The sequence below is a fragment of the Flavobacterium sp. genome, assembly GCF_036405015.1.
Lineage (GTDB): Bacteria > Bacteroidota > Bacteroidia > Flavobacteriales > Flavobacteriaceae > Flavobacterium.
Map to the genome: position 1 here is coordinate 1 of NZ_DASWYK010000103.1, position 19,938 is coordinate 19,938.

The 19,938-nt window shown below is 33.4% G+C and carries 18 protein-coding genes and 2 tRNA genes; 10 read left to right on the forward strand and 10 right to left on the reverse strand.

The window, feature by feature from the left end:
- The 3 genes from VGE71_RS08090 to sppA all read right to left on the reverse strand — a co-directional run.
- A partial coding sequence (locus VGE71_RS08090) for an AsmA-like C-terminal region-containing protein (RefSeq protein WP_331137866.1) occupies positions 1-2,375 on the reverse strand: 2,375 nt, incomplete at its 3' end.
- A gap of 173 nt (positions 2,376-2,548) precedes the next feature.
- The gene (locus VGE71_RS08095; RefSeq protein ID WP_331137867.1) at positions 2,549-3,496 is read right to left on the reverse strand and encodes an alpha/beta hydrolase family protein; all 948 of its coding nucleotides are present in this window, start codon (positions 3,494-3,496) and stop codon (positions 2,549-2,551) included.
- Positions 3,497-3,503: 7 nt separating this feature from the next.
- Positions 3,504-5,261 (reverse strand): signal peptide peptidase SppA, encoded by a 1,758-nt coding sequence (gene sppA, locus VGE71_RS08100; RefSeq protein WP_331137868.1) that lies wholly within the window; start codon positions 5,259-5,261, stop codon positions 3,504-3,506.
- A 138-nt stretch (positions 5,262-5,399) separates the two neighbouring features.
- On the opposite strand from sppA, the gene folK reads away from it, so the two are divergent.
- On the forward strand, positions 5,400-6,536 hold the full coding sequence (gene folK, locus VGE71_RS08105; protein WP_331137869.1) for a 2-amino-4-hydroxy-6-hydroxymethyldihydropteridine diphosphokinase: 1,137 nt from the start codon (positions 5,400-5,402) through the stop codon (positions 6,534-6,536).
- 2 nt (positions 6,537-6,538) lie between these two features.
- Here folK and VGE71_RS08110 read toward each other — a convergent pair whose 3' ends face one another.
- The 4 genes from VGE71_RS08110 to VGE71_RS08125 all read right to left on the reverse strand — a co-directional run bounded on the left by VGE71_RS08110 (position 6,539) and on the right by VGE71_RS08125 (position 10,168).
- Positions 6,539-6,889, reverse strand: coding sequence for an MmcQ/YjbR family DNA-binding protein (locus tag VGE71_RS08110; RefSeq protein ID WP_331137870.1), 351 nt, complete (start codon positions 6,887-6,889; stop codon positions 6,539-6,541).
- A 3-nt stretch (positions 6,890-6,892) separates the two neighbouring features.
- Positions 6,893-9,082: a T9SS type B sorting domain-containing protein gene (locus VGE71_RS08115; protein WP_331137871.1), complete on the reverse strand. Its 2,190-nt coding sequence runs from the start codon at positions 9,080-9,082 to the stop codon at positions 6,893-6,895.
- Between the two features lie 42 nt (positions 9,083-9,124).
- Positions 9,125-9,661, reverse strand: coding sequence for an RNA methyltransferase (locus tag VGE71_RS08120; RefSeq protein ID WP_331137872.1), 537 nt, complete (start codon positions 9,659-9,661; stop codon positions 9,125-9,127).
- A 75-nt stretch (positions 9,662-9,736) separates the two neighbouring features.
- Positions 9,737-10,168 carry a DUF1573 domain-containing protein gene (locus tag VGE71_RS08125; RefSeq protein WP_144215396.1) on the reverse strand — a complete coding sequence of 144 codons (432 nt, stop codon included), beginning with the start codon at positions 10,166-10,168 and terminating at the stop codon, positions 9,737-9,739.
- A 158-nt stretch (positions 10,169-10,326) separates the two neighbouring features.
- On the opposite strand from VGE71_RS08125, the gene mutS reads away from it, so the two are divergent.
- The 4 genes from mutS to VGE71_RS08145 all read left to right on the forward strand — a co-directional run bounded on the left by mutS (position 10,327) and on the right by VGE71_RS08145 (position 13,789).
- The gene (mutS, locus tag VGE71_RS08130) at positions 10,327-12,933 is read left to right on the forward strand and encodes a DNA mismatch repair protein MutS (RefSeq protein ID WP_331137873.1); all 2,607 of its coding nucleotides are present in this window, start codon (positions 10,327-10,329) and stop codon (positions 12,931-12,933) included.
- A 161-nt stretch (positions 12,934-13,094) separates the two neighbouring features.
- Positions 13,095-13,167 (forward strand) — tRNA-Gly (locus tag VGE71_RS08135).
- A 14-nt stretch (positions 13,168-13,181) separates the two neighbouring features.
- A tRNA-Leu gene (locus VGE71_RS08140) sits at positions 13,182-13,267 on the forward strand.
- A gap of 135 nt (positions 13,268-13,402) precedes the next feature.
- Positions 13,403-13,789 carry a DUF1508 domain-containing protein gene (locus VGE71_RS08145; RefSeq protein WP_331137874.1) on the forward strand — a complete coding sequence of 129 codons (387 nt, stop codon included), beginning with the start codon at positions 13,403-13,405 and terminating at the stop codon, positions 13,787-13,789.
- Between the two features lie 120 nt (positions 13,790-13,909).
- Here the strand turns inward: VGE71_RS08145 and VGE71_RS08150 are convergent, their stop codons facing one another.
- Positions 13,910-14,125 carry a hypothetical protein gene (locus VGE71_RS08150; RefSeq protein ID WP_091492463.1) on the reverse strand — a complete coding sequence of 72 codons (216 nt, stop codon included), beginning with the start codon at positions 14,123-14,125 and terminating at the stop codon, positions 13,910-13,912.
- Positions 14,126-14,473: 348 nt separating this feature from the next.
- Positions 14,474-15,703 (reverse strand): 3-deoxy-D-manno-octulosonic acid transferase, encoded by a 1,230-nt coding sequence (locus VGE71_RS08155; RefSeq protein ID WP_331137875.1) that lies wholly within the window; start codon positions 15,701-15,703, stop codon positions 14,474-14,476.
- 137 nt (positions 15,704-15,840) lie between these two features.
- Between VGE71_RS08155 and VGE71_RS08160 the strand changes: the two genes are divergently transcribed.
- From VGE71_RS08160 to VGE71_RS08180, 5 genes are all read left to right on the forward strand, one after another.
- On the forward strand, positions 15,841-16,974 hold the full coding sequence (locus VGE71_RS08160; RefSeq protein WP_331137876.1) for a DegT/DnrJ/EryC1/StrS family aminotransferase: 1,134 nt from the start codon (positions 15,841-15,843) through the stop codon (positions 16,972-16,974).
- A gap of 2 nt (positions 16,975-16,976) precedes the next feature.
- Positions 16,977-17,417, forward strand: a complete 441-nt coding sequence (locus VGE71_RS08165; protein ID WP_331137877.1) for a nuclear transport factor 2 family protein — start codon at positions 16,977-16,979, stop codon at positions 17,415-17,417.
- Between the two features lie 12 nt (positions 17,418-17,429).
- Positions 17,430-18,443, forward strand: coding sequence for a UDP-glucose 4-epimerase GalE (gene galE, locus VGE71_RS08170; protein ID WP_331137878.1), 1,014 nt, complete (start codon positions 17,430-17,432; stop codon positions 18,441-18,443).
- A gap of 146 nt (positions 18,444-18,589) precedes the next feature.
- On the forward strand, positions 18,590-18,787 hold the full coding sequence (locus tag VGE71_RS08175) for a hypothetical protein (protein ID WP_331137879.1): 198 nt from the start codon (positions 18,590-18,592) through the stop codon (positions 18,785-18,787).
- Positions 18,775-19,092, forward strand: coding sequence for a hypothetical protein (locus VGE71_RS08180; protein ID WP_331137880.1), 318 nt, complete (start codon positions 18,775-18,777; stop codon positions 19,090-19,092). The genes VGE71_RS08175 and VGE71_RS08180 overlap by 13 nt, the downstream gene beginning before the upstream one ends.
- A gap of 86 nt (positions 19,093-19,178) precedes the next feature.
- On the opposite strand, the gene fabD is transcribed toward VGE71_RS08180, so the two are convergent.
- Positions 19,179-19,938, reverse strand: a 760-nt coding sequence (gene fabD / locus VGE71_RS08185) for an ACP S-malonyltransferase (protein ID WP_331137881.1), incomplete at its 5' end; no start/stop codon positions are given.

Genomic DNA, 19,938 nt, shown 5'->3' on the forward strand with positions numbered 1-19,938 from the left:
CTGATTTCAGGATTCGAAAAATTACCAGTCAACACAGCGTTAATCGGAATATTATCCAGTTTTGCAGCATCAGCAGGAGATAATTTCGCAATTAAATTGTTGGCTTCAGTTCCTAGATATTTAGCAGGAACATCAAATTTCAGGTTGTAATTCATAGTTTGATCAAAACCGTGAGTTCCGCCCACTGTAACTTTAATATCTTGGTATTTAATATCAAAAGGTTTTATGTTTACTTTTCCATTATCAAAAGTTAAAGCTGCTTTAATATCGTTCAGGTTTACTTTATTCAAATCGATAAATTTCACATTTGAACTCAAAGCGCTAAGCAAAGTTGAGTTTTGAGAATTAACAGTCGTAGAAAGTAATTGTCCAATTAAATCTCCAGAGATTGATTTTAAATCTGGAGTTAATTCTTTGGCATCCAAATTACCATTTAACTTAATAGTCGAATTTAATTTACCATTGATAATTCCAGCAATAGGAGCAATTTTTTTCATCATGTCCAACTGTGTAAAAGTCTGTGCAATATCCACCTGATTGAACCCAAGGTTCATGTCAAAAGTCGGTACTTTTTCTTTAGTCGAAACTGCTCCATTAAGACCGATAGATCCACCAAAAATGTTGGTTTTAAAATTCTCTAAAGTCGCTTTTTCATCTTTAATCAATAATTTTCCTGAAACATCTTTCAGTTTTAAATTGTCATACAAAACCGTTGTTGCTTTTGCATTTAAGGTACAATTTAAGAAAGCAGGAATTTTCATGGCTTCTGCTGGTTTTGCAGGAGTTTTAGTTTCTGTTTTTGCTGGTTCGCCAGCAGTCATAAAATCATCAACAGCCAATTGGTTTGAGCTCATATTGAAATTCCCTCTCAATTCCTGTTTTTTAAACATAAAACCGTAGAAGTTTTCTAAAACTCCATTAATGCTGATATCACTTTTTCCGGTTGTAGCGTCAAATTGTTTTAAGTTGATTTTACTAGGATTAAACTCTACCAATGCCGTACTAATGTTCATAGATTTATTGTTTTCATCAGTATATTTAAATCCTGATAAACTCATTGTTCCAGCGTTTTTAATGTTTTGGTATTGACTTTTTTCTACAGAAGCCATATCAAAATTTGTAGTAACATCAGCTTTTAAAATACCAGCAAGAGGTTTGTCCATTTTAATTGGATAAGCTTTTGAAAGATTAGCCAGGTTGATTGTTCCTTTCAAAGCGGCATCAACAATCGGATTTACAGTGATATTTTTGATATTCGCTTTAGCGTTAAAAACATCTTGATCAATTCTGAAAGATAGTTTGTCTAAGTTTACATAAGTATCGTTTAGAATTCCAGTTTCATTTATAATTTTAGTGTCAATTACAATATTTTGAACAGATTTTGGAAGATTCGGATATTGGAAAGAAGCATTGTTTGATGCAATTTCAATATTGAATTTAGGAACCGTAGTTTCTGTTAATTCTCCTTTTGCAAAACCATTTACAGTAAAATCTCCCGTAGTCTTAACACCATCCAAGCTCGATGCATAAGCAGAAGGAATTAAACCTAAGAAATTGGTAAAAGAAGAAGTTGGAGTTTTAAACTTCAAATCGTAAATCTGCTTGTTTTCAGCCATTTGAATAAATCCATCAAATTCTAAAGGAAGCTGATTGATTAAAGCTTTGTTTTCTTTAAAAGTATATTTACTTTGATCCAAATCAATTCCAAGAATAGCGTCTAAAGTTAGTTTTACATCTTTCATGTAATTCATTTTATCCATGTCCAATGAAACTTTTGCAGTAGATTTTGTAGTTAAATCTAATTTCGAATTGGTAAAATCTCCAGTTCCTTCGTGATTTAAACTGTCAATGACCATTTTGATTTTAGAACCCTGATCAATGTATCTGAATGTAAAATTCTCAATTTTATAATTTTGGATTTTCAAAGAAAGTGGTTTGCTTGCTTCGTCTTTCTTATCTTCTTTTTTGTCTTTTAAAGCGATGTCAAAGTTTCCAACGCCGTCTTTATTGAAAATAATATTTACTAATCCGTTTGTAGAACTAATTCCCTGAATGCTTAAAGGCTCTTCTTTTCCTTTAAAAAGTTCTTTTACACTCATTTTTAAATTTAATTCGCCTAAAGAAACCAACGTGTCGCCTTCAAAAGGAGCTTTGTTGATAATAACCAGTTTTTCGATTCCGACAGTTGCATTTGGGAAATTTTTAAATAAACTTAAATCAGCATCTTTAAAGCTTACCTTAGCATCAACACTTTCGTTAATAGCTTCGACAATTTTGGCTTTAATCTGATCTTTAAATAAAAAAGGTAAGGCAAATAATGCAGCAACAAACACCACGATTACAATGGCACTTATTTTTAAAACTTTCTTTAGCATATAATTAGATTTGAGGGTTTAATTTTTATAAAATCGACTCATGCAAAAATAGTTTTTTTTAGCAGAGTGCGAAGATAAAGTTTTCTTAAAATGTAAGAATAATACTTATTTTGTTGAATAAAAAAATCCGTCTGAAAGTATTTCAAACGGATTTAGGATCTTGTTTATTTTATTTATTTCTGAATAAATGAAACAATTTTCTCGACAAGTGTTTCCGACAACGGAAGTGTTTCATTATTGTAACTTGCCATATTTGCATTTTGATCGCCATCAATAATTTTCATCATGTGATTCATTTTGTCAATAATAACCATTTCTGCATTTTTATTGGCTTTAGATAAATTTTCGGCATCTTTGACCCCAATCTGTAAATCATTATTTCCCTGTAAAATCAAAACCGGAATTGTCAGTTTACTGATTTCTGTCTGCGGATTGTATTTGAACCACGAAATTAGATACGGTTGAACGCTTGGTCTGAAAAGAGCATTCAGCATTGGATCTACTTTTTTAACTTCAAATCCGTTTTTTAAACTATCAATAATTGGAAAAGTCATATTTTCCAATTGTTTCATTGATTTTGCAGCAATCTGAGTTTTTATAATTTGATCTGCTGGTTCGCCTGCGCCTGCAATCGAAATAAATTTGTCTGCTTTTGCACTGGAAACCATTCCGATTAAGGCTCCTTCGCTATGACCAATTATAATTATTTTTGAAAAACGTTTGTCTTGTTTTAAATAATTAATCCAGCTTTTTGCATCCTGAATGTAGTTTTCAAAAACCAGATTGCTTTCAGATCCGCCAGCTGCTTTACTTTCGCCTATAGCTCTTTTATCGTATCGTAAAGATGCAATTCCGTTTTTAGCCAGATTTTCAGCCAGCATTTTCAAAGAATTGTTTTTCATCATCGGATTGTTTCCATTTCTGTCCGTTGGACCAGAACCTGCAATGATTAAAGCAACCGGAAATTTCTGTGTTAAGTCTGGTGTAGTCAGCGTTCCGAACAGTTGATCATTGTTGATTTTAAGTACTGCCGGACTTTCCTTAAACGTAATTTCTTTTTTGGTTTGAGCATTTAAAACACTCAAAAACAAAACCGTTAAAAAAAGAATTATCTTGTTCATCTTTCAATTAATATATATTGATTCCGTAAGGCATTATCGCCTGAACTCCTTTTTGTTTTTGAAATTTCTTAACTTGCTCAATAAGCATGTAGTTTTCTTCTCCAATTTCTTCTTTTATAAAAGCTTCTTTAGATCTTGCAAAAGGAAGATTGGAAATTAAATCATTAAAAGTTTTTTCGTATTCCGGATAATTCTGAGTGCTGTATTTTTTGATTTTAGCAATTTTAGCAGCCTCAGCTATAGCAGCATTTAAACCGCCAATTTTATCCACTAATCCTAATTTTAAGGCTTCTGTACCAGACCAAACTCTACCTTGTGCAATGGCATCGACTTGCTCAAAAGTCATTTTACGGCCTTCTGCAACGTGAGTTACAAAAGTGTTGTATATTTTTTCAACTCCTTCTAAAGTGAAAGCTTTGAACTTTTCGTCAACAGGCACAAACGGACTATAGTTTGCTGAATTCTCATGAGTTTTAACCTGCTCAGAATTGATTCCTAATTTATTAGCCAAAGGACTAAAATTTGGAAGCATTCCGAAAACGCCTATAGATCCTGTGATGGTGTTGTTTTCAGCAAATATTTTGTTAGCATTGCAGGCAATATAATAACCTCCAGAAGCCGCATAATTCCCCATAGAAACGACAACTGGTTTTACTTTTTTAGTAATCTCAATTTCTCTCCAGATCAGATCAGAAGTTAAAGCACTTCCACCTGGGCTGTCAATTCTAAGAACAATCGCTTTTATATCGTCATTTTTTCTCGCTTCTTGTAAAGAGCGACGCATAGAACCTTCTCCAATAGTATTTACATCTCCTTCGCCGCCTGCAATTTCGCCTTGAGCGTAAATAATCGCAATCTGATCGCTGGCAGTATTGGTTAAAGCAGTTGTGATATTGTTTTGTGTGTAGTCTAAAATCGAAATTTTATTATAATCTTCGTCTTTCTCTACTTTTAGTACTTTTCTGATGGCGTCGTGATAAACATCTTCATAAGCTACAATGTCAACCAAACGCTGTTCTTTTGCCATTTCTGGAGTTCTGGCTAAAAGACCATTTGCAATTTCGTTTAATTTTGGCAACGGAATATTTCTGCTTTTTGAAATATCTGCAGAAACAGTAGCCCAAATTGAGTTCAACAGAGCTGTTGTTTGTTCTCTGTTGGCATCGCTCATTTTATTTTCTAAGAAAGGTTCAACGGCACTTTTGTACTTTCCGTGACGAATTACTTCCATATGAATTCCAGATTTGTCCTGAAAATCCTTGAAGAACATTACTTCAGAAGAAAGACCTTTAAAGTCTAGATCACCTGCTGGATTGATATAAATTGTATTGGCAACAGAATTTAAATAATATTCTTTTTGTGAATAAGTATTGGCATAAGCCCAAACAAATTTTCCCGATTTTTTAAAACTTTCAAGCGCATTTCTTAAGTCTTTGTATTGCGCAAGACCTAGAGAAGATTGATCATTTAAAATTGAAATTCCTTTTATATTATCATCAGTTTTAGCTGCTTCAATAGCATTAAGAACATCTGTCAGACCAATTCCTTTTTTATCAGAGAAAGCCGTTACCCAAGGATCTTTATATTTCCCTGCATAATCGTTTTTAATTTCTTTTAAATTTAATTCGATAACAGAATCAGATTTTACAGAGACTTTGTCATCTCCACCAAAAAGTGTAGCAATAAAGATTACTCCAAAAAAGAAGAGCATGATAAATACAAAAATACCAATTACTGTGGCGAGTACATTTCCTAAAAACTTCATAAGTATATTTTTTTAATAAGTAGCGAAAAAGGGCAAAATGTTACAAATTAGAGATCTAAAATTTATAAGTAAATCCAGACGTCGTTTCACAAATATATTGGTTAATTCTAAAATAGTTTTAGTTAATTTGCATTAATTATGAAATTACAGCATCAAGTCGTTTTATCGATAGGCAGCAACCAGGGCAGCAGACTAGAAAACATTCAAAAATGTATTGATTTAATCCATCAAAATGTTGGGACTGTTATTCAGGTTTCCAAACTTTATGAAACGCCAGCATGGGGTTTTGAAAGTGATGCTTTTTACAATTGTGCACTTCTTTTGCATACTAATTCTTCAGCTCACAAAATACTGAATCAGGTTTTAAAAGTTGAAAAAGAATTGGGTAGAATTCGCTCTAATCAAGAGGGATATCAATCCAGAATTATAGATGTAGATTTGATTGTTTTTGATGATGAAGTTATTAATTCGGAGAAACTTCAGGTTCCTCATCCTTTAATGCAGAATCGAAATTTTGTTTTGCTTCCGATGCAGGATTTGAAATTGAACTGGAAACATCCCGTTTTGCAGAAAACAATTTCAGAATTACTTGCCATTACGCCAGATGAAAGTGTTTGTAAAGTAGTTCAAAATTTGGAGAATCCGCTTGAAGAAATTCCTTTAAATCAGTTTAATTATATTTCTTTTGAAGGAAATATTGGTGCAGGAAAAACTACTTTGGTACATAAAATTGCGGAAGATTTTAATGCTAAAACAGTTTTAGAAAGATTTGCTGATAATCCGTTTCTTCCTAAGTTTTATAAAGATCAGAACAGATATGCTTTTCCGCTTGAAATGTCTTTTCTAGCAGATCGTTATCAGCAGTTGTCAGATGATTTGGCGCAGTTTGATTTGTTTAAAGATTTTATAGTAGCCGATTATCATATTTTTAAATCATTGATTTTTGCAAAAATCACATTGCAGGAAGACGAATATCGTTTGTACAGAAATCTCTTTGATATTATTTACAAAGAAATGCCAAAGCCTGATTTATATGTTTACCTCTACCAAAATACGGAACGACTTTTACAGAACATAAAAAAACGCGGGCGTAATTACGAACAAAATATTGAAGCTTCCTATTTAGAAAAAATCAATAATGGCTATTTGGAATACATTAAATCTCAAACGGATTTAAATGTTTTAATTATAGATGTTTCTGATCGTGATTTTGTTAAAAGACACGAAGATTATATTTTTATTTTAAATGAAATTAAGAAGAAAACAAACTCTTAAAATTATATTATTCCGAGTTGTTTTCTGACTTTTAACGATAGTTTTTCCTGAACAAGACGATAAGACTGTTGAATGTATTTTTCCCATTCCGACTTTTTCATTCGAGTAATATCATCAATTAAAACCCATTTGTATTTTGCAACATAAGGTGCTGGTTTAAATCCGGTTTTGTTGCTTATTTCGTCAAATTCCTCATCCAAAACTTTAAAAGAAGCAGATATGGGATTTTGGTCAAGTCCAATAACACAGTACATTTTGGTGCCTACTGAAAATACAAGGTCGTGTTCCCATTTTATATCTTCAGTTGTGCCAATTAATTTTTGACAGATTTCTCGAATTGTTTCTATATTCATGTTTTATCTTTTTAAAGTAAAATGACCTCTTAAAACAGGTATAGAATCATCTACTTTTAAAGCGTACCAATAATCGGAAGCAGGAAGCGGAATTTGATTTAAAGTGCCATCCCAGCTCATTTTTAATCTGCTTAACTTTGCAATCAGTTTGCCATAACGGTCAAAAATAGTAACTTCTGCCTGAGGGTAATTTTCCATGCCGGTTACTTCCCAAACATCATTAAAAGTATCGTTGTTGGGAGTAAAGAATGAAGGAAAGACGAGTACTACAAATTGTTTTGTAACTTGCCCGCATCCACTTTTTTCTCGTGCGTAAGCCGTTTGGAGTCCACCTGGAACATCATAAAAAATAGTAGAATCCTGAAAGTTGATTCCGTCTACAGAATATTCAAAGTAATTTTCTGTTTTAACCGGATAGATAATCGCTCTGGTTCCTTCCACATCAATACGATCAATCTGAGGAATTTTGTGTTCTTCAACAACAATAGTTTTTCGACTTGTACAGTTTTCTGGTGACGGACTTGTAACATCAACGGTATAAGTTCCTCCAGTATTAACAACTGTAGTTTGAGTTGTTGCTCCGTTAGACCATAAATAATTCATTCCAGAAACTCCTGCATTTAGTGTTAGAGTTTCTGACTGACATAAAATTAAATTTTCATTGTTTACCGCAGGAGGTGTATAAACTATGATATCGACAGGAGTTCGTGTAGAATTGATACATCCATTATTTGAAGCTTCAGCATAATAAGTGATGTTTGAGGAAATGGCAGGAGTTGTAAAATTAATTCCCGAAAAAACACTTGTGCCGCCCGCTGATGCTGTAAACCAGTTAATTATTCCAATATTTGAAGAAGCTTCGAGTGTTACGCTTCCTGTACCGCATCTAGAAACTGTTGTATTTGTAGCAACTGGAGTATTTGGCGTGTGGTTTATTGTGGTTATAACAGGCTTGCGGTTCGATTCGCAGCCAGCATCAACGTAATAAGTTGTCGTTGTTGTGATTGTTGGTGTAGTATAAGTGCTTCCGGTTGTTAGTAAATTTCCTCCAGTTGCAGCATCATACCAGCTGATTGTTGCTCCTGCAGTTGCCGTTGCATTAAGAGTAAAACTTCCAAAATCACAAGCTGGATTCGGATTAGCTGTTGGAGTTGCAACAGGTATAGTGATTTTAGTACTTGCAGCGATTTCTAAAGGCGTTTCACCAGGCATTCCGCCGTATTCTACAACATAACCTTTCGGTTGGTAATCACCAGAAGCACTTCCCGTATTTGACAAATCATTCCACGAACCTCTTATTCCAACTCCGGGTTGCGTAATATGCGCATAATCTTCATCACCCTGTTGATTCGGTTCTCCAGTATTCCAAAATGCAAAATTTGGAGTTGAGCCATTTGCATTTCCATTCCAGAAAATCGTTCCAGTTTCTGGTCCGGTAACCCATTTCCATACACCCTCAGTTTCGGCATCACTTCCTCCAATCCAACCTGTTCCAGAGGCTTGTTCACCAATTAGTTTTGCTTCATCAGCAGATAAAATAGTAGCCAAATATCCTTGAAGACCATAATAGGTACTAGCTGCGGCTAAATCGCGTGCATTTGTCCAGGTAACCCCTAGGTTGGGAACAAATAAATAATAATGTCCTGTAGAGGGTAAAAAATTTGCTTGTCCGATGGTAATAGAAAATGTTCTGGTACCGCTAGCAGTTGCAGATGTGTTAGTAAATACTACATCTTTTACTGCAGAAATAAAATCGGCATAAGGGATTTCAGTTGCTGGATTTACTCCTGATAATTGTAGTTTTCCAGAAGTAACATCCCAACTGCTTACAATATTAGAATGTAAGGTCGGATTTGCGAGTTCTAATCGATCAAAACCACTTGAGTAGCCTGATGAAATCTGAATGTAAACTACTTGTGTACCGTTTTCAGAAGCATCATGATTAATAGTGAAATCTGTTACAATATTAATAGAGGTTTGTGGGCAGTAAAGTTGATCCCCCTGTGCAATAAGTTTTGGAGGATCAATTACAATATTAGTTTTCTTTTGTTTTTTTACTTTGGGATTTATAGTGGGTTCTGATAGGTGTGTATTCTTTTTGTTAAAAGTTTTTGAATTTTCATCTGCTTGAGAAGAATTAAAACTTAAAACGGATAATAAAGTGAAAATAATTATTAATTTGATATTTTTCATTTGCTAAAAATATCAATTAATTAAGAATAAAAAAATAAAATTTTATTTAGGCCAATTCATTTTTTGAAATAAGTCCCAAACCACAATTCCGGCGCTTACAGCAATATTAAGAGAGTGTTTAGTTCCAAGCTGAGGAATTTCGATACAACCGTCACATATTGCTACGGCTTCTTGCGCAACACCAAATACTTCATTCCCAAAAACCAAAGCATATTTTTGATCTTTTTCAATTTTGAAATCCTGAAGAAAAACGGCACTTTCAACTTGTTCTATTGCCATTGTCAGGACATTTTCTTTTTTTAGGTTTTCAATAACTTCCAAAACGTTTTCATGATGTTCCCATGCTACGGTTTCAGTAGCACCCAGAGCGGTTTTATGAATTTCTTTGTTAGGAGGAGTTGCGGTAATTCCGCATAAGATTATTTTTTCAACCAAAAACGCATCCGCAGTTCTAAAAACAGATCCGATGTTATGCAGACTTCGAATATCATCTAAAACTAAGATTAAAGGTGTTTTTTCAGATTTCTTAAAATCCTCAATAGATTTACGGTCTAATTCGCTGTTTTCGAGTTTTCTCATTGGTGTTTAAATTCTAGTCATAAAAAAAGCTTCCAAAGATAAGGAAGCTTTTTGATTATTTATGTGTTTTTCAGATTAGCTTTTCACTGGATCTGGTAAAACAGTACCTTTAATTGTAAGTACTTTTGTAGGTTGTCCTTCTGCATTAGAAGTTACAGTTACAGTTTTTGTAAAAGCACCAACTCTGTCAGTAGCATATTTTACACCAATAACACCTTTAGCTCCTGGAGCAATTGGTTCTTTTGGAGTAGTTGGAACAGTACATCCGCAAGATCCTTGAGTGTTAGTGATGATTAATGGTTTAGTTCCGTTGTTAACAAAAACGAATTCACGTTTACCATCAGCGTTGTGAGCAATAGTTCCGTAATCGATTGTTTCAGTTTCAAAAGCCATTCCAGCTCCTTCAACTTTAGCAACTTTAGTAGCTTTAGCTTTTTTAGTTGTTTGCGCATTAGAAGCCGTAATACCAGCTACAGCTAACATAGCGAATAAAATTATTTTTTTCATCTTAGGGTCTTTTTTTTAAATGATAAACAAAGCTATGTAAAATTCTCCAACCATAAACTAAAAAAATCCTAAAAATATTTTAATTTTTGAAGTTTTCAATATGCCATTAAAAAATCATAAATTCGCTGTCTTAATTTTTTCATTTAAAACATTACAATTTGGCAGCTAAAGAGAAAGTGGTGAAGGAAACACCTTTAATGAAACAGTACAACGAGATCAAGGCTAAATATCCTGATGCATGTCTGCTTTTCAGAGTAGGAGATTTTTATGAAACCTTTGGAGAAGACGCCATTCGAGCTTCTAAAATTTTAGGAATAACATTGACTAAAAGAGGTGCGGGATCTGATACAGAAACAGCACTGGCTGGTTTTCCACATCATTCTGTAAATACTTATTTGCCAAAATTGGTTAAAGCTGGACTTCGCGTAGCAATCTGTGATCAGCTTGAAGATCCAAAAATGACTAAAACAATCGTAAAAAGAGGTGTAACGGAGCTTGTAACTCCTGGAGTTTCTTTAAACGATGAGGTTTTGCATTCAAAATCAAATAACTTTTTAGCATCGGTTTATTTTGCTAATAAAAATATTGGAATTTCCTTTTTGGATGTTTCGACTGGGGAGTTTTTAACGGCTCAAGGAAATGCGGAATATATTGATAAATTATTGCAGAATTTTAATCCAAGTGAGGTTTTAGTTCCTAAGCATAATAAGGGAGATTTCAAAACTGCTTTCGGGGAAGATTTTCATAGTTTTTATTTAGAAGACTGGATTTATAAAGAAGATTATGCTTTAGAGACATTGACAAAGCATTTTCAAACAAATTCATTAAAAGGATTTGGTGTTGAAGAGTTAAAAGAAGGAATTATTGCTTCGGGAGCGATTTTGTATTATTTGTCCGAGACACAGCACAATCGTGTGCAACATATCACGGCAATTCAGCGTATTGCAGAAGATGCTTACGTTTGGATGGATCGTTTTACAATTCGAAACTTAGAATTATATCACAGTTATAATCCAAATGCAGTTACGCTTTTGGATGTTATTGATAAAACACTTTCTCCAATGGGAGGACGTTTGTTAAAACGTTGGCTGGCTCTTCCTTTAAAAGATGCTAACAAAGTAAAAAGCCGTCATGAGGTTGTAGCGTATTTAAAATCGAATCCTGAAATTCTGCATAACATTCAATATCAAATTAAGCAGATTTCAGATTTAGAGCGTTTAATTTCTAAAATCGCTGCTGGAAAAGTTTCGCCAAGAGAAATTGTTTATTTAAAGGAATCTTTAGATGCTATTATTCCGATAAAAACTTTGGCACTCGAAAGTCCGCAAGAAGCAGTAAAAGTTATTGGAGATAGTCTACATGCTTGTGATTTGCTTCGCGAAAAAATTAAAAATACTTTAAATCAGGATGCTCCAGTTGCGATTTCAAAAGGAAATGCAATTGCAAGCGGAATCAGTGAAGAATTAGACGAGTTACGTGCCATTTCAACTTCAGGAAAAGAATTTTTAGAAGGAATTGAAAAAAGAGAATCAGAAAGAACAGGAATTTCTTCTTTGAAAATTTCATTTAATAATGTTTTTGGGTATTATATCGAAGTTAGAAATACACATAAAGATAAGGTTCCAGAAGAATGGATTCGTAAGCAGACTTTGGTAAGTGCAGAACGATATATTACTGAGGAATTAAAGGAATACGAAACGAAAATTTTAGGAGCAGAAGAAAAAATCTATAAAATAGAAAGTGAGCTTTTTGAACAATTAGTAGCGTGGATTTCTACTTATATTAAACCTGTTCAAATGAATGCTTATTTGGTCGCGCAGTTAGATTGTTTGTGCTCATTTACGCAAATGGCGGTTGAAAATCAATATGTGTGTCCTGAGATTGATGAAACATTTGAATTGGATATCAAAAATGGAAGACATCCTGTAATTGAAAAACAACTTCCCGTTGGAACTCCTTATATTGCCAACGATGTTTTTTTAGACAGAGAAACGCAGCAAATTATTATGATTACTGGACCTAACATGTCGGGTAAGTCTGCAATTTTAAGACAAACGGCTTTAATTGTGCTTTTGGCTCAAATGGGAAGTTTTGTTCCTGCTGATAGTGTTCGAATGGGAATTGTTGATAAGATTTTTACTAGAGTAGGAGCTTCAGATAATATTTCGATGGGTGAATCTACTTTTATGGTGGAAATGAATGAAACAGCCTCTATCTTGAATAATATTTCCGATAGGAGTTTGGTGTTGTTGGACGAAATTGGAAGAGGAACTAGTACGTATGACGGAATCTCGATTGCTTGGGCAATTGCTGAATTCTTACACGAACATCCCGGAAGAGCAAAAACGCTGTTTGCAACGCATTATCACGAGTTGAATGAAATGACAGAATCGATGCCGAGAATTCAGAATTTTAATGTGGCGGTAAAAGAACTTAAGGATACTGTTTTATTCGTTAGAAAACTGGTAAAAGGAGGAAGTGCTCATAGTTTTGGAATTCACGTAGCTAAAATGGCCGGAATGCCGCAATTGGTTATTTCTAAAGCGCAAAAGCTTTTAAAGAAATTAGAAAAGAATCATTCAAGTGATGCTCTTAACGGAATAAAAGCGGCAAATGATGAAATGCAGATGAGTTTTTTTAATCTGGATGATCCTTTGTTGGAAGAGATAAAAGAGGAGATTTTAAATCTCGATATTAATGCGATTACGCCAGTGGAAGCCTTGATGAAGCTGAATGAGATCAAAAGAATGCTGGTTAAAAAATAAAATCTAAAAAATTTCAATTTTAAAGTTTAGGTTATCAGAATGTTATAAAATAAGTGGATTTTTTTTTAGAAAAACGCTTGTATAATTGAATAAATGTCCTAAATTTGCACTCGCAATACGAAACAAATCAAGTGTTGCAGGTTCTTAATAAAATTTGAAATGCGAAAATAGCTCAGTTGGTAGAGCGCGACCTTGCCAAGGTCGAGGTCGCGGGTTCGAGCCCCGTTTTTCGCTCAAAACCATATAATGCTCGGATGGTGAAATTGGTAGACACGCTGGACTTAAAATCCAGTGAACAGCAATGTTCGTGCGGGTTCAAGTCCCGCTCTGAGTACTAAAGCCTCTTCTTTTGAAGAGGCTTTTTTTATTCTGCAAACTTGCGGATGATAAATTTACGTAGTAAATTTATTAGTGAATCTAAGGATTTGGTGAAATCTAAAATCTAAAATCAATAATCTAAAATTTATAAATGGGTGCTTTTGTAATTAGCAGGCGGTTTAATGACGAATATAAGTTTACATTTACTTCGCGAAGAGGTAAAGTTATTTTTACGAGTTTGAGTTATGAGTTGAGGTTTGAGTGTGAAGAGGATATTGAGAAATTTAAAGCTAATATTGAGCTTTCTAAGTTTTTGAAATTTAAGGGTTCTGGAGGGAAGTATTTTTTTAAATTAATGCTTGGTGATCTTCACTTTGCTACAAGTCGAAAATACAGTACAGAATTGCTTTTGCAGAAAGGGATAAAAGAAATTGTAACATATGCTTCCAGGTCGGAAATTCTGGACTTTTCTTCGAATGAGGCGATTTTTGAAGATGAAGATGAGCTTGAAGAAGAATTGGAGGAAGCGGCAGAATAAAAAAAAAGGCGTTTGCAATTGCAAGCGCCTTTTTTTTGTGAAGTGGATTAATTTTAAAAATTAATCATAAAAAAAACCATCTCTAAGATGGTTTTAAAAATTTTAGAACTTAGGTTCTAATTATTTTTTTACTTCTTCTACTTTAGCAGCAGCTGAATCAACTTTAGCAGCAGCAGAATCAACAGTTGCAGCAGCTGAATCAACAACAGCAGCAGCAGAATCAACAGTTACAGCAGTAGAATCTACAGCAGCTTCTGTAGCAGCAGCGTCAGCTTTTTTACAAGATACAACAGTTAAAACAGCAACAACAGCTAAACTTAAAAATACTTTTTTCATCTTACTTTATTATAAAAGGTTAATTATTAATTCGTGGCAAAGATATAAATTTTTTAATATGTAAAATATTTTTTCACTTTTTTTTTAAAATATTTTCCTTACTCACGATTATCTTAGTTATCAAATAATATGCCAAATTAGAAAAAATAATTGATATTACTTTATGTTTTGTTAAATTTATTTTTTGTTGAAAATTCTATCGCTGTTTTAGGCTTTTTGATCGGTTTGTTATGGTTTATTTTGTTTTTTAATGATTATTGTCCTTTATGAAATAGGATGAAAAATGATTTTAATCGGTTTAATTATCATAAAAAAAGCAGAGATAGATTGTTTTTGAGGCTTGAAAGATTAAAAAATGCTTTTCAAAATAGTTTCAGTTGCGCCTTTATTGTTTTGAATGAAGGATCTACAGATCTCACTTTTTTCGGTAAAGAATGCATTATCAAATAATAATTGGTCGAAAATTGCTTTTAATTCGTCGCTATTTGAGATGACGGTACATCCTTTTAATGCTACGAGTGAAACCGCTTCGGCAAAATTGGAATAATTTGGGCCTATTACTATCGGAATTCCAAATGTGGCAGGTTCCAAGATGTTGTGAATTCCAGGATTTCCAAATCCACCACCTACATACGCAATTGTTCCATAACTGTAGATCTTTGTTAAAATTCCAACAGTATCAATTATGAATACATTATAATGGGATAAGTCTTTATTTTCTTTTTCGGAAAACAAAACAATTGATTTTGTAATCTGAGATTTGAGATCTGAGATCTGATCAGCTTTGATATTGTGTGGAGCAATAATGAATTTTACGTCTTCTGGTGCTTGATTTATATATTCGGCAATCAAAACTTCATCTTTTGGCCACGAGCTTCCGATTACAATTGTTTGTTGATTGTTTTTGAAATTTTTAATATAATCAAGAGAATTATCTCTTTCTAAAATTGCGGCAACTCTATCAAAACGGGTGTCGCCAGAAACAATTACATTCTTAAAACCGATGGATTCAATTTTTTGTTTTGAGCTTTCATTTTGTACAAAAAAGTAAGTAAAAGCTTTTAAGGCGTTTCTGTAAAATCCTCCATACCATTTAAAAAACATTTGATTGTCTCTGAAAATCCCAGAAATCAGGTAAGTTGGTGTTTTGCTTTTTTCTAATTCCTTCAAATAATTTAGCCAGAATTCGTATTTGATGAAAAATGCAAATTCAGGATGAACTAATTTTAAAAAACGTTTGGCATTGCTTTTTGTGTCAAGCGGAAGATAGATGGTGATATCTGCAACTGTGTTATTTTTACGCACTTCGTATCCAGATGGGGAAAAAAAGGATACAATGATTTTGTGCGAAGGGTATTTTTCTTTGATTTTTTCGATAACAGGCAATCCTTGTTCGTATTCTCCTAATGAAGCGGAGTGAAACCAAATGGTTTTATCATCTGCTTTGATTTTTTCTTCCAAGAGTGAAAATACATTTTTGCGTCCGTTTACAAAAAGCTTAATTTTCGGACTAAATAGCGCTATAATTCTTAAGAAAAATCCTGCGACGTATATGGTTAAATTGTATAAAAAAAGCATGTAATAATTTTTGTGGCTAAATTACATTTCTTTCGACTATTTTCATTGGTTTGAAGCTATTAATAACTATTTTTGTTCCTCCTTTTAGAGATTTCTGTCTAAAATAGAGTCTTTAATTTTTTAAACATTATTCAAAAATGAAAAAAATACAAATGGTTGACTTAAAAAGTCAATACGAAAAAATAAAATCTACTGTAGATGCTTCTATTCAAGAAGTTTTAGATACTAATACTTATATTAATGGACCTTTAGTTCACCAGTTTCAAAAGAATCTTGAAGATTATTTAGGTGCAAAACATGTAATTCCGTGTGCAAATGGTACAGATGCTTTGCAGATTGCTATGATGGGATTGGATTTGAAACCAGGCGACGAAGTTATTACTGCAGATTTTACTTTTGCGGCTACTGTTGAGGTTATTGCTTTATTGCAATTAACTCCAGTTTTAGTTGATGTTGATATGGTAAACATGAATATCGATATTGAAGCAGTTAAAAAAGCAATCACGCCAAAAACAAAAGCAATTGTTCCTGTACATTTATTTGGTCGCGCTGCTAATATGGATGCGATTATGGAAATTGCAGCAGAGCATAATTTGTATGTAATTGAAGATAATGCACAGGCAATAGGAGCTGATTATATTTCTAAATCTGGAACAAAATCAAAAGTAGGAACAATTGGTCATGTTGCGGCAACTTCTTTTTTTCCATCTAAAAATTTAGGTTGTTACGGAGATGGAGGAGCGATTTTTACTAATGATGATAAATTAGCACACATTATCCGCGGAATTGTAAATCACGGAATGTATGAGCGTTACCATCATGATGTTGTAGGGGTAAATTCTCGTTTGGATAGTATTCAAGCTGGAGTTTTAAATGCAAAATTACCTTTGCTTGATGAGTATAACCAAGCTCGTCGTTTAGCAGCTACAAAATATAATGCTGCTTTTGCTGGGAATAAACACATCATCACTCCTGATTTTGATGTAAATCAGAATGATCATGTTTTTCATCAATATGTGTTAAGAATTTTAGATGCAGATAGAAATGCTTTAATGCAGCATTTATTGGATAAAGGAATTCCATGTGCGATTTATTATCCAATTCCGCTTCACTCTCAAAAAGCTTATTTAGATCCTCGCTACAAAGAAGAGCAATTTCCGGTTACGAATCAATTAGTTCAGGAAGTAATTGCTCTACCGATGCATACTGAGCTTGATGACGAGCAGATTAAATTTATAACCGATTCTGTTTTAGAATTTCTAAACCAATAAATATGAGAAGAGCTAGTCTTTTAATTTTGATAATTCTTGTTCAGTTTTCAGTTTTTGCTCAAAAAACGAATTCTAAAGAAGAAAATGCTGTTGCTGGTCAGGTAGAGATTTTACGTCAAGCGATGATTGATGCTAACGGTGCAAAATTAAAAGCGCTAACTTCGGATAAGTTGAATTATGTCCATTCAAATGGCAATTTTCAAAATCAAACAGAATTTGTTGAAGGAATAGTTAGTGGAAAATCAGATTTTGTATCTATTGATTTTCAGAATCAGACTATAACTGTTCAGAATGATGTTGCTATAGTTAGACATGTTTTGTCTGCTCATACCAAAGACGATGGAATAGATAGAGATATTAAAATAGGTATAATGCTTGTTTGGCAAAAACAGAAAAATAAATGGATTCTAATTGCAAGACAAGCCTATAAATTAACTACATAAAATAACCACAAAATGAAAGTATTAGTAACAGGAGGATTAGGATTTATAGGTTCTCACACGGTAGTCGAATTGCAAAACGAAGGCTTCGAAGTTGTGATAATCGATAATCTTTCAAATTCCTCGGAAGATGTTTTAAAAGGAATTACAGCAATAACAGGAAAAACGCCTTTATTCGAAAAATTAGATTTAAGAGAAAAAAGTGCGGTTAAAGATTTTTTTAAAAAACACAATGATGTTACGGGAGTGATTCATTTTGCGGCATCAAAAGCTGTTGGAGAAAGTGTTGAGCAGCCATTATTGTATTATGAAAACAATATCAGCAGTTTAGTTTACCTTTTACAAGAATTGCAGCAAAAACCTGAAGCAAGTTTTATTTTCAGTTCTTCTTGCACAGTTTATGGTCAGGCTGAAAAAATGCCAATTACAGAAGATGCTCCAGTTCAGGTGGCAATGTCTCCTTACGGAAATACTAAACAAATTGGAGAGGAGATAATTACAGATACAGCTAAAGTGACGAATATTAGCGCTATTTTATTGCGTTATTTTAATCCGGTTGGAGCGCACGAATCGGCTCAGATTGGAGAATTGCCATTGGGAGTTCCTCAAAATTTAGTTCCTTTTATTACGCAAACAGGAATGGGATTACGTCAAGAGTTATCTGTTTTTGGAAATGATTATCCAACACCAGATGGAACTGCAGTTCGTGATTATATTCATGTTGTAGATTTAGCAAAAGCGCACGTAATTGCTTTACAGCGTTTATTAAATAAAAAGAATTTAGCAAAAGTTGAAACTTTCAATTTAGGAACAGGAACAGGAAGTTCTGTTTTGGAAGTTATTCATAGTTTTGAAAAAGTAAGCGATAAAAAATTACCATACAAAATTAAGCCACGTCGTGAAGGTGATGTTACTGAAGCTTATGCCAATACAGATAAAGCAAACAATGTTTTAGGCTGGAAATCAGAATTAAGTTTAGATGAAGCAATGGCAAGTGCTTGGAAATGGGAACAGAAAGTTCGTTCTTAATTTAGTTTTCAATTATGTTGACTTCTGATGACTATTAGGAGTGCTTTCGGTATAAATAACAAATCCCAAATAATCTAAATGGATTGTTTGGGATTTTCATTTTTGAATGCATTTTTGTAATTTTGTAAGAATAAGAAGTAGGAATTATGAATTCGGATAAAGAAAATAAAAAGATTGATAAGGTTGAAGAACCTGCAACAGAATATGAGACTCAAAAAGTAAGACGACAAGGTATAGATCCCGAGACTTTTGATTTTGATGCTGAGTTTGCAAAAGGATTGACACCAGAAGAGTTTAAAGCTGAAATGTCTAAACGAATTAAAGCTTATCCTTGGAAAAAGTAATTTTTACAGCTTCAGTTCTTGAATATTTTGACAATTTAGTTTTTAATCTTTTTGAAGAAGAATATTTTGGTTTTCCAGAATCGGCTAGAGAATATGTAGATAAAATTGTGACTTTTGTTTTATTGAGTATTTCTAATTTTCCAAGTAAAGAAACTCCGAAACCAATTAAATATTTAGGAACCAATTATATTTTTTATAAAGCCAACAATAGAACAACGTGGTATATTTTTTTCGAAAAAAGAGAAAGAAATTATTTGGTAACAGCGATTATAAATAACAACTCGATCGAAGTTGTATATCTCTAAAAACAAAATCCTCATAACTGATTAAAGGTTATGAGGATTTTTTATGTAGTGAATGACTGAAAACTGTCACTGCGACTGAAAACTAATTAAGCATTAGCAGTAGCCGCTTCTTTATCAATTTTATTAATTAATCCAGTTAAAACTTTTCCTGGGCCAACCTCAGTAAACAAAGTTGCACCGTCTGCGATCATTTGCTGCACAGACTGAGTCCATTTTACAGGAGCAGTTAATTGAATGATTAAGTTCTTTTTAATTTCGTTTGCATCAGAAACTGCATTTGCAGTAACGTTTTGATACACTGGGCAAATTGGAGTAGAGAAAGTAGTTGCTTCAATTGCAGCGGCTAATTCTTCTCTTGCCGGCTCCATCATTGGTGAGTGAAAAGCACCTCCAACAGGTAAAATTAAAGCACGTTTTGCGCCGGCAGCTTTCATTGCTTCACAAGCTTTTTCAACAGCAGTAGTTTCTCCAGAAATTACCAATTGACCTGGACAGTTGTAGTTTGCAGCAACCACAACACCATCGATAGAATCACAAACTTCTTCCACCACATTATCCGCTAAACCTAAAACAGCAGCCATTGTAGATGGAGTGATTTCGCAAGCTTTTTGCATTGCTAAAGCACGTTGAGAAACCAATTTAAGTCCGTCTTCAAAAGATAAAGTTCCGTTTGCAACTAAAGCAGAGAATTCTCCTAAAGAGTGCCCTGCAACCATTTCCGGTTTGAAATCTTCTAAAGTTTTAGCTAAAATAACAGAGTGTAAAAATACAGCTGGCTGTGTTACTTTAGTTTCTTTTAGTTCTTCGGCAGTGCCTTCAAACATGATATCTGTAATTCTGAAACCT

Coding starts and splice junctions, on each gene's coding strand:
- folK (WP_331137869.1), top strand. CDS start 5,400: ATGAAATTACAGCATCAAGTCGTTTTATCGATAGGCAGCAACCAGGGC.
- VGE71_RS08095 (WP_331137867.1), bottom strand. CDS start 3,496: ATGAACAAGATAATTCTTTTTTTAACGGTTTTGTTTTTGAGTGTTTTA.
- VGE71_RS08165 (WP_331137877.1), top strand. CDS start 16,977: ATGAGAAGAGCTAGTCTTTTAATTTTGATAATTCTTGTTCAGTTTTCA.
- galE (WP_331137878.1), top strand. CDS start 17,430: ATGAAAGTATTAGTAACAGGAGGATTAGGATTTATAGGTTCTCACACG.
- VGE71_RS08160 (WP_331137876.1), top strand. CDS start 15,841: ATGAAAAAAATACAAATGGTTGACTTAAAAAGTCAATACGAAAAAATA.
- VGE71_RS08110 (WP_331137870.1), bottom strand. CDS start 6,889: ATGAATATAGAAACAATTCGAGAAATCTGTCAAAAATTAATTGGCACA.
- VGE71_RS08125 (WP_144215396.1), bottom strand. CDS start 10,168: ATGAAAAAAATAATTTTATTCGCTATGTTAGCTGTAGCTGGTATTACG.
- sppA (WP_331137868.1), bottom strand. CDS start 5,261: ATGAAGTTTTTAGGAAATGTACTCGCCACAGTAATTGGTATTTTTGTA.
- VGE71_RS08120 (WP_331137872.1), bottom strand. CDS start 9,661: ATGAGAAAACTCGAAAACAGCGAATTAGACCGTAAATCTATTGAGGAT.
- VGE71_RS08150 (WP_091492463.1), bottom strand. CDS start 14,125: ATGAAAAAAGTATTTTTAAGTTTAGCTGTTGTTGCTGTTTTAACTGTT.
- VGE71_RS08115 (WP_331137871.1), bottom strand. CDS start 9,082: ATGAAAAATATCAAATTAATAATTATTTTCACTTTATTATCCGTTTTA.
- VGE71_RS08155 (WP_331137875.1), bottom strand. CDS start 15,703: ATGCTTTTTTTATACAATTTAACCATATACGTCGCAGGATTTTTCTTA.
- VGE71_RS08145 (WP_331137874.1), top strand. CDS start 13,403: ATGGGTGCTTTTGTAATTAGCAGGCGGTTTAATGACGAATATAAGTTT.
- VGE71_RS08175 (WP_331137879.1), top strand. CDS start 18,590: ATGAATTCGGATAAAGAAAATAAAAAGATTGATAAGGTTGAAGAACCT.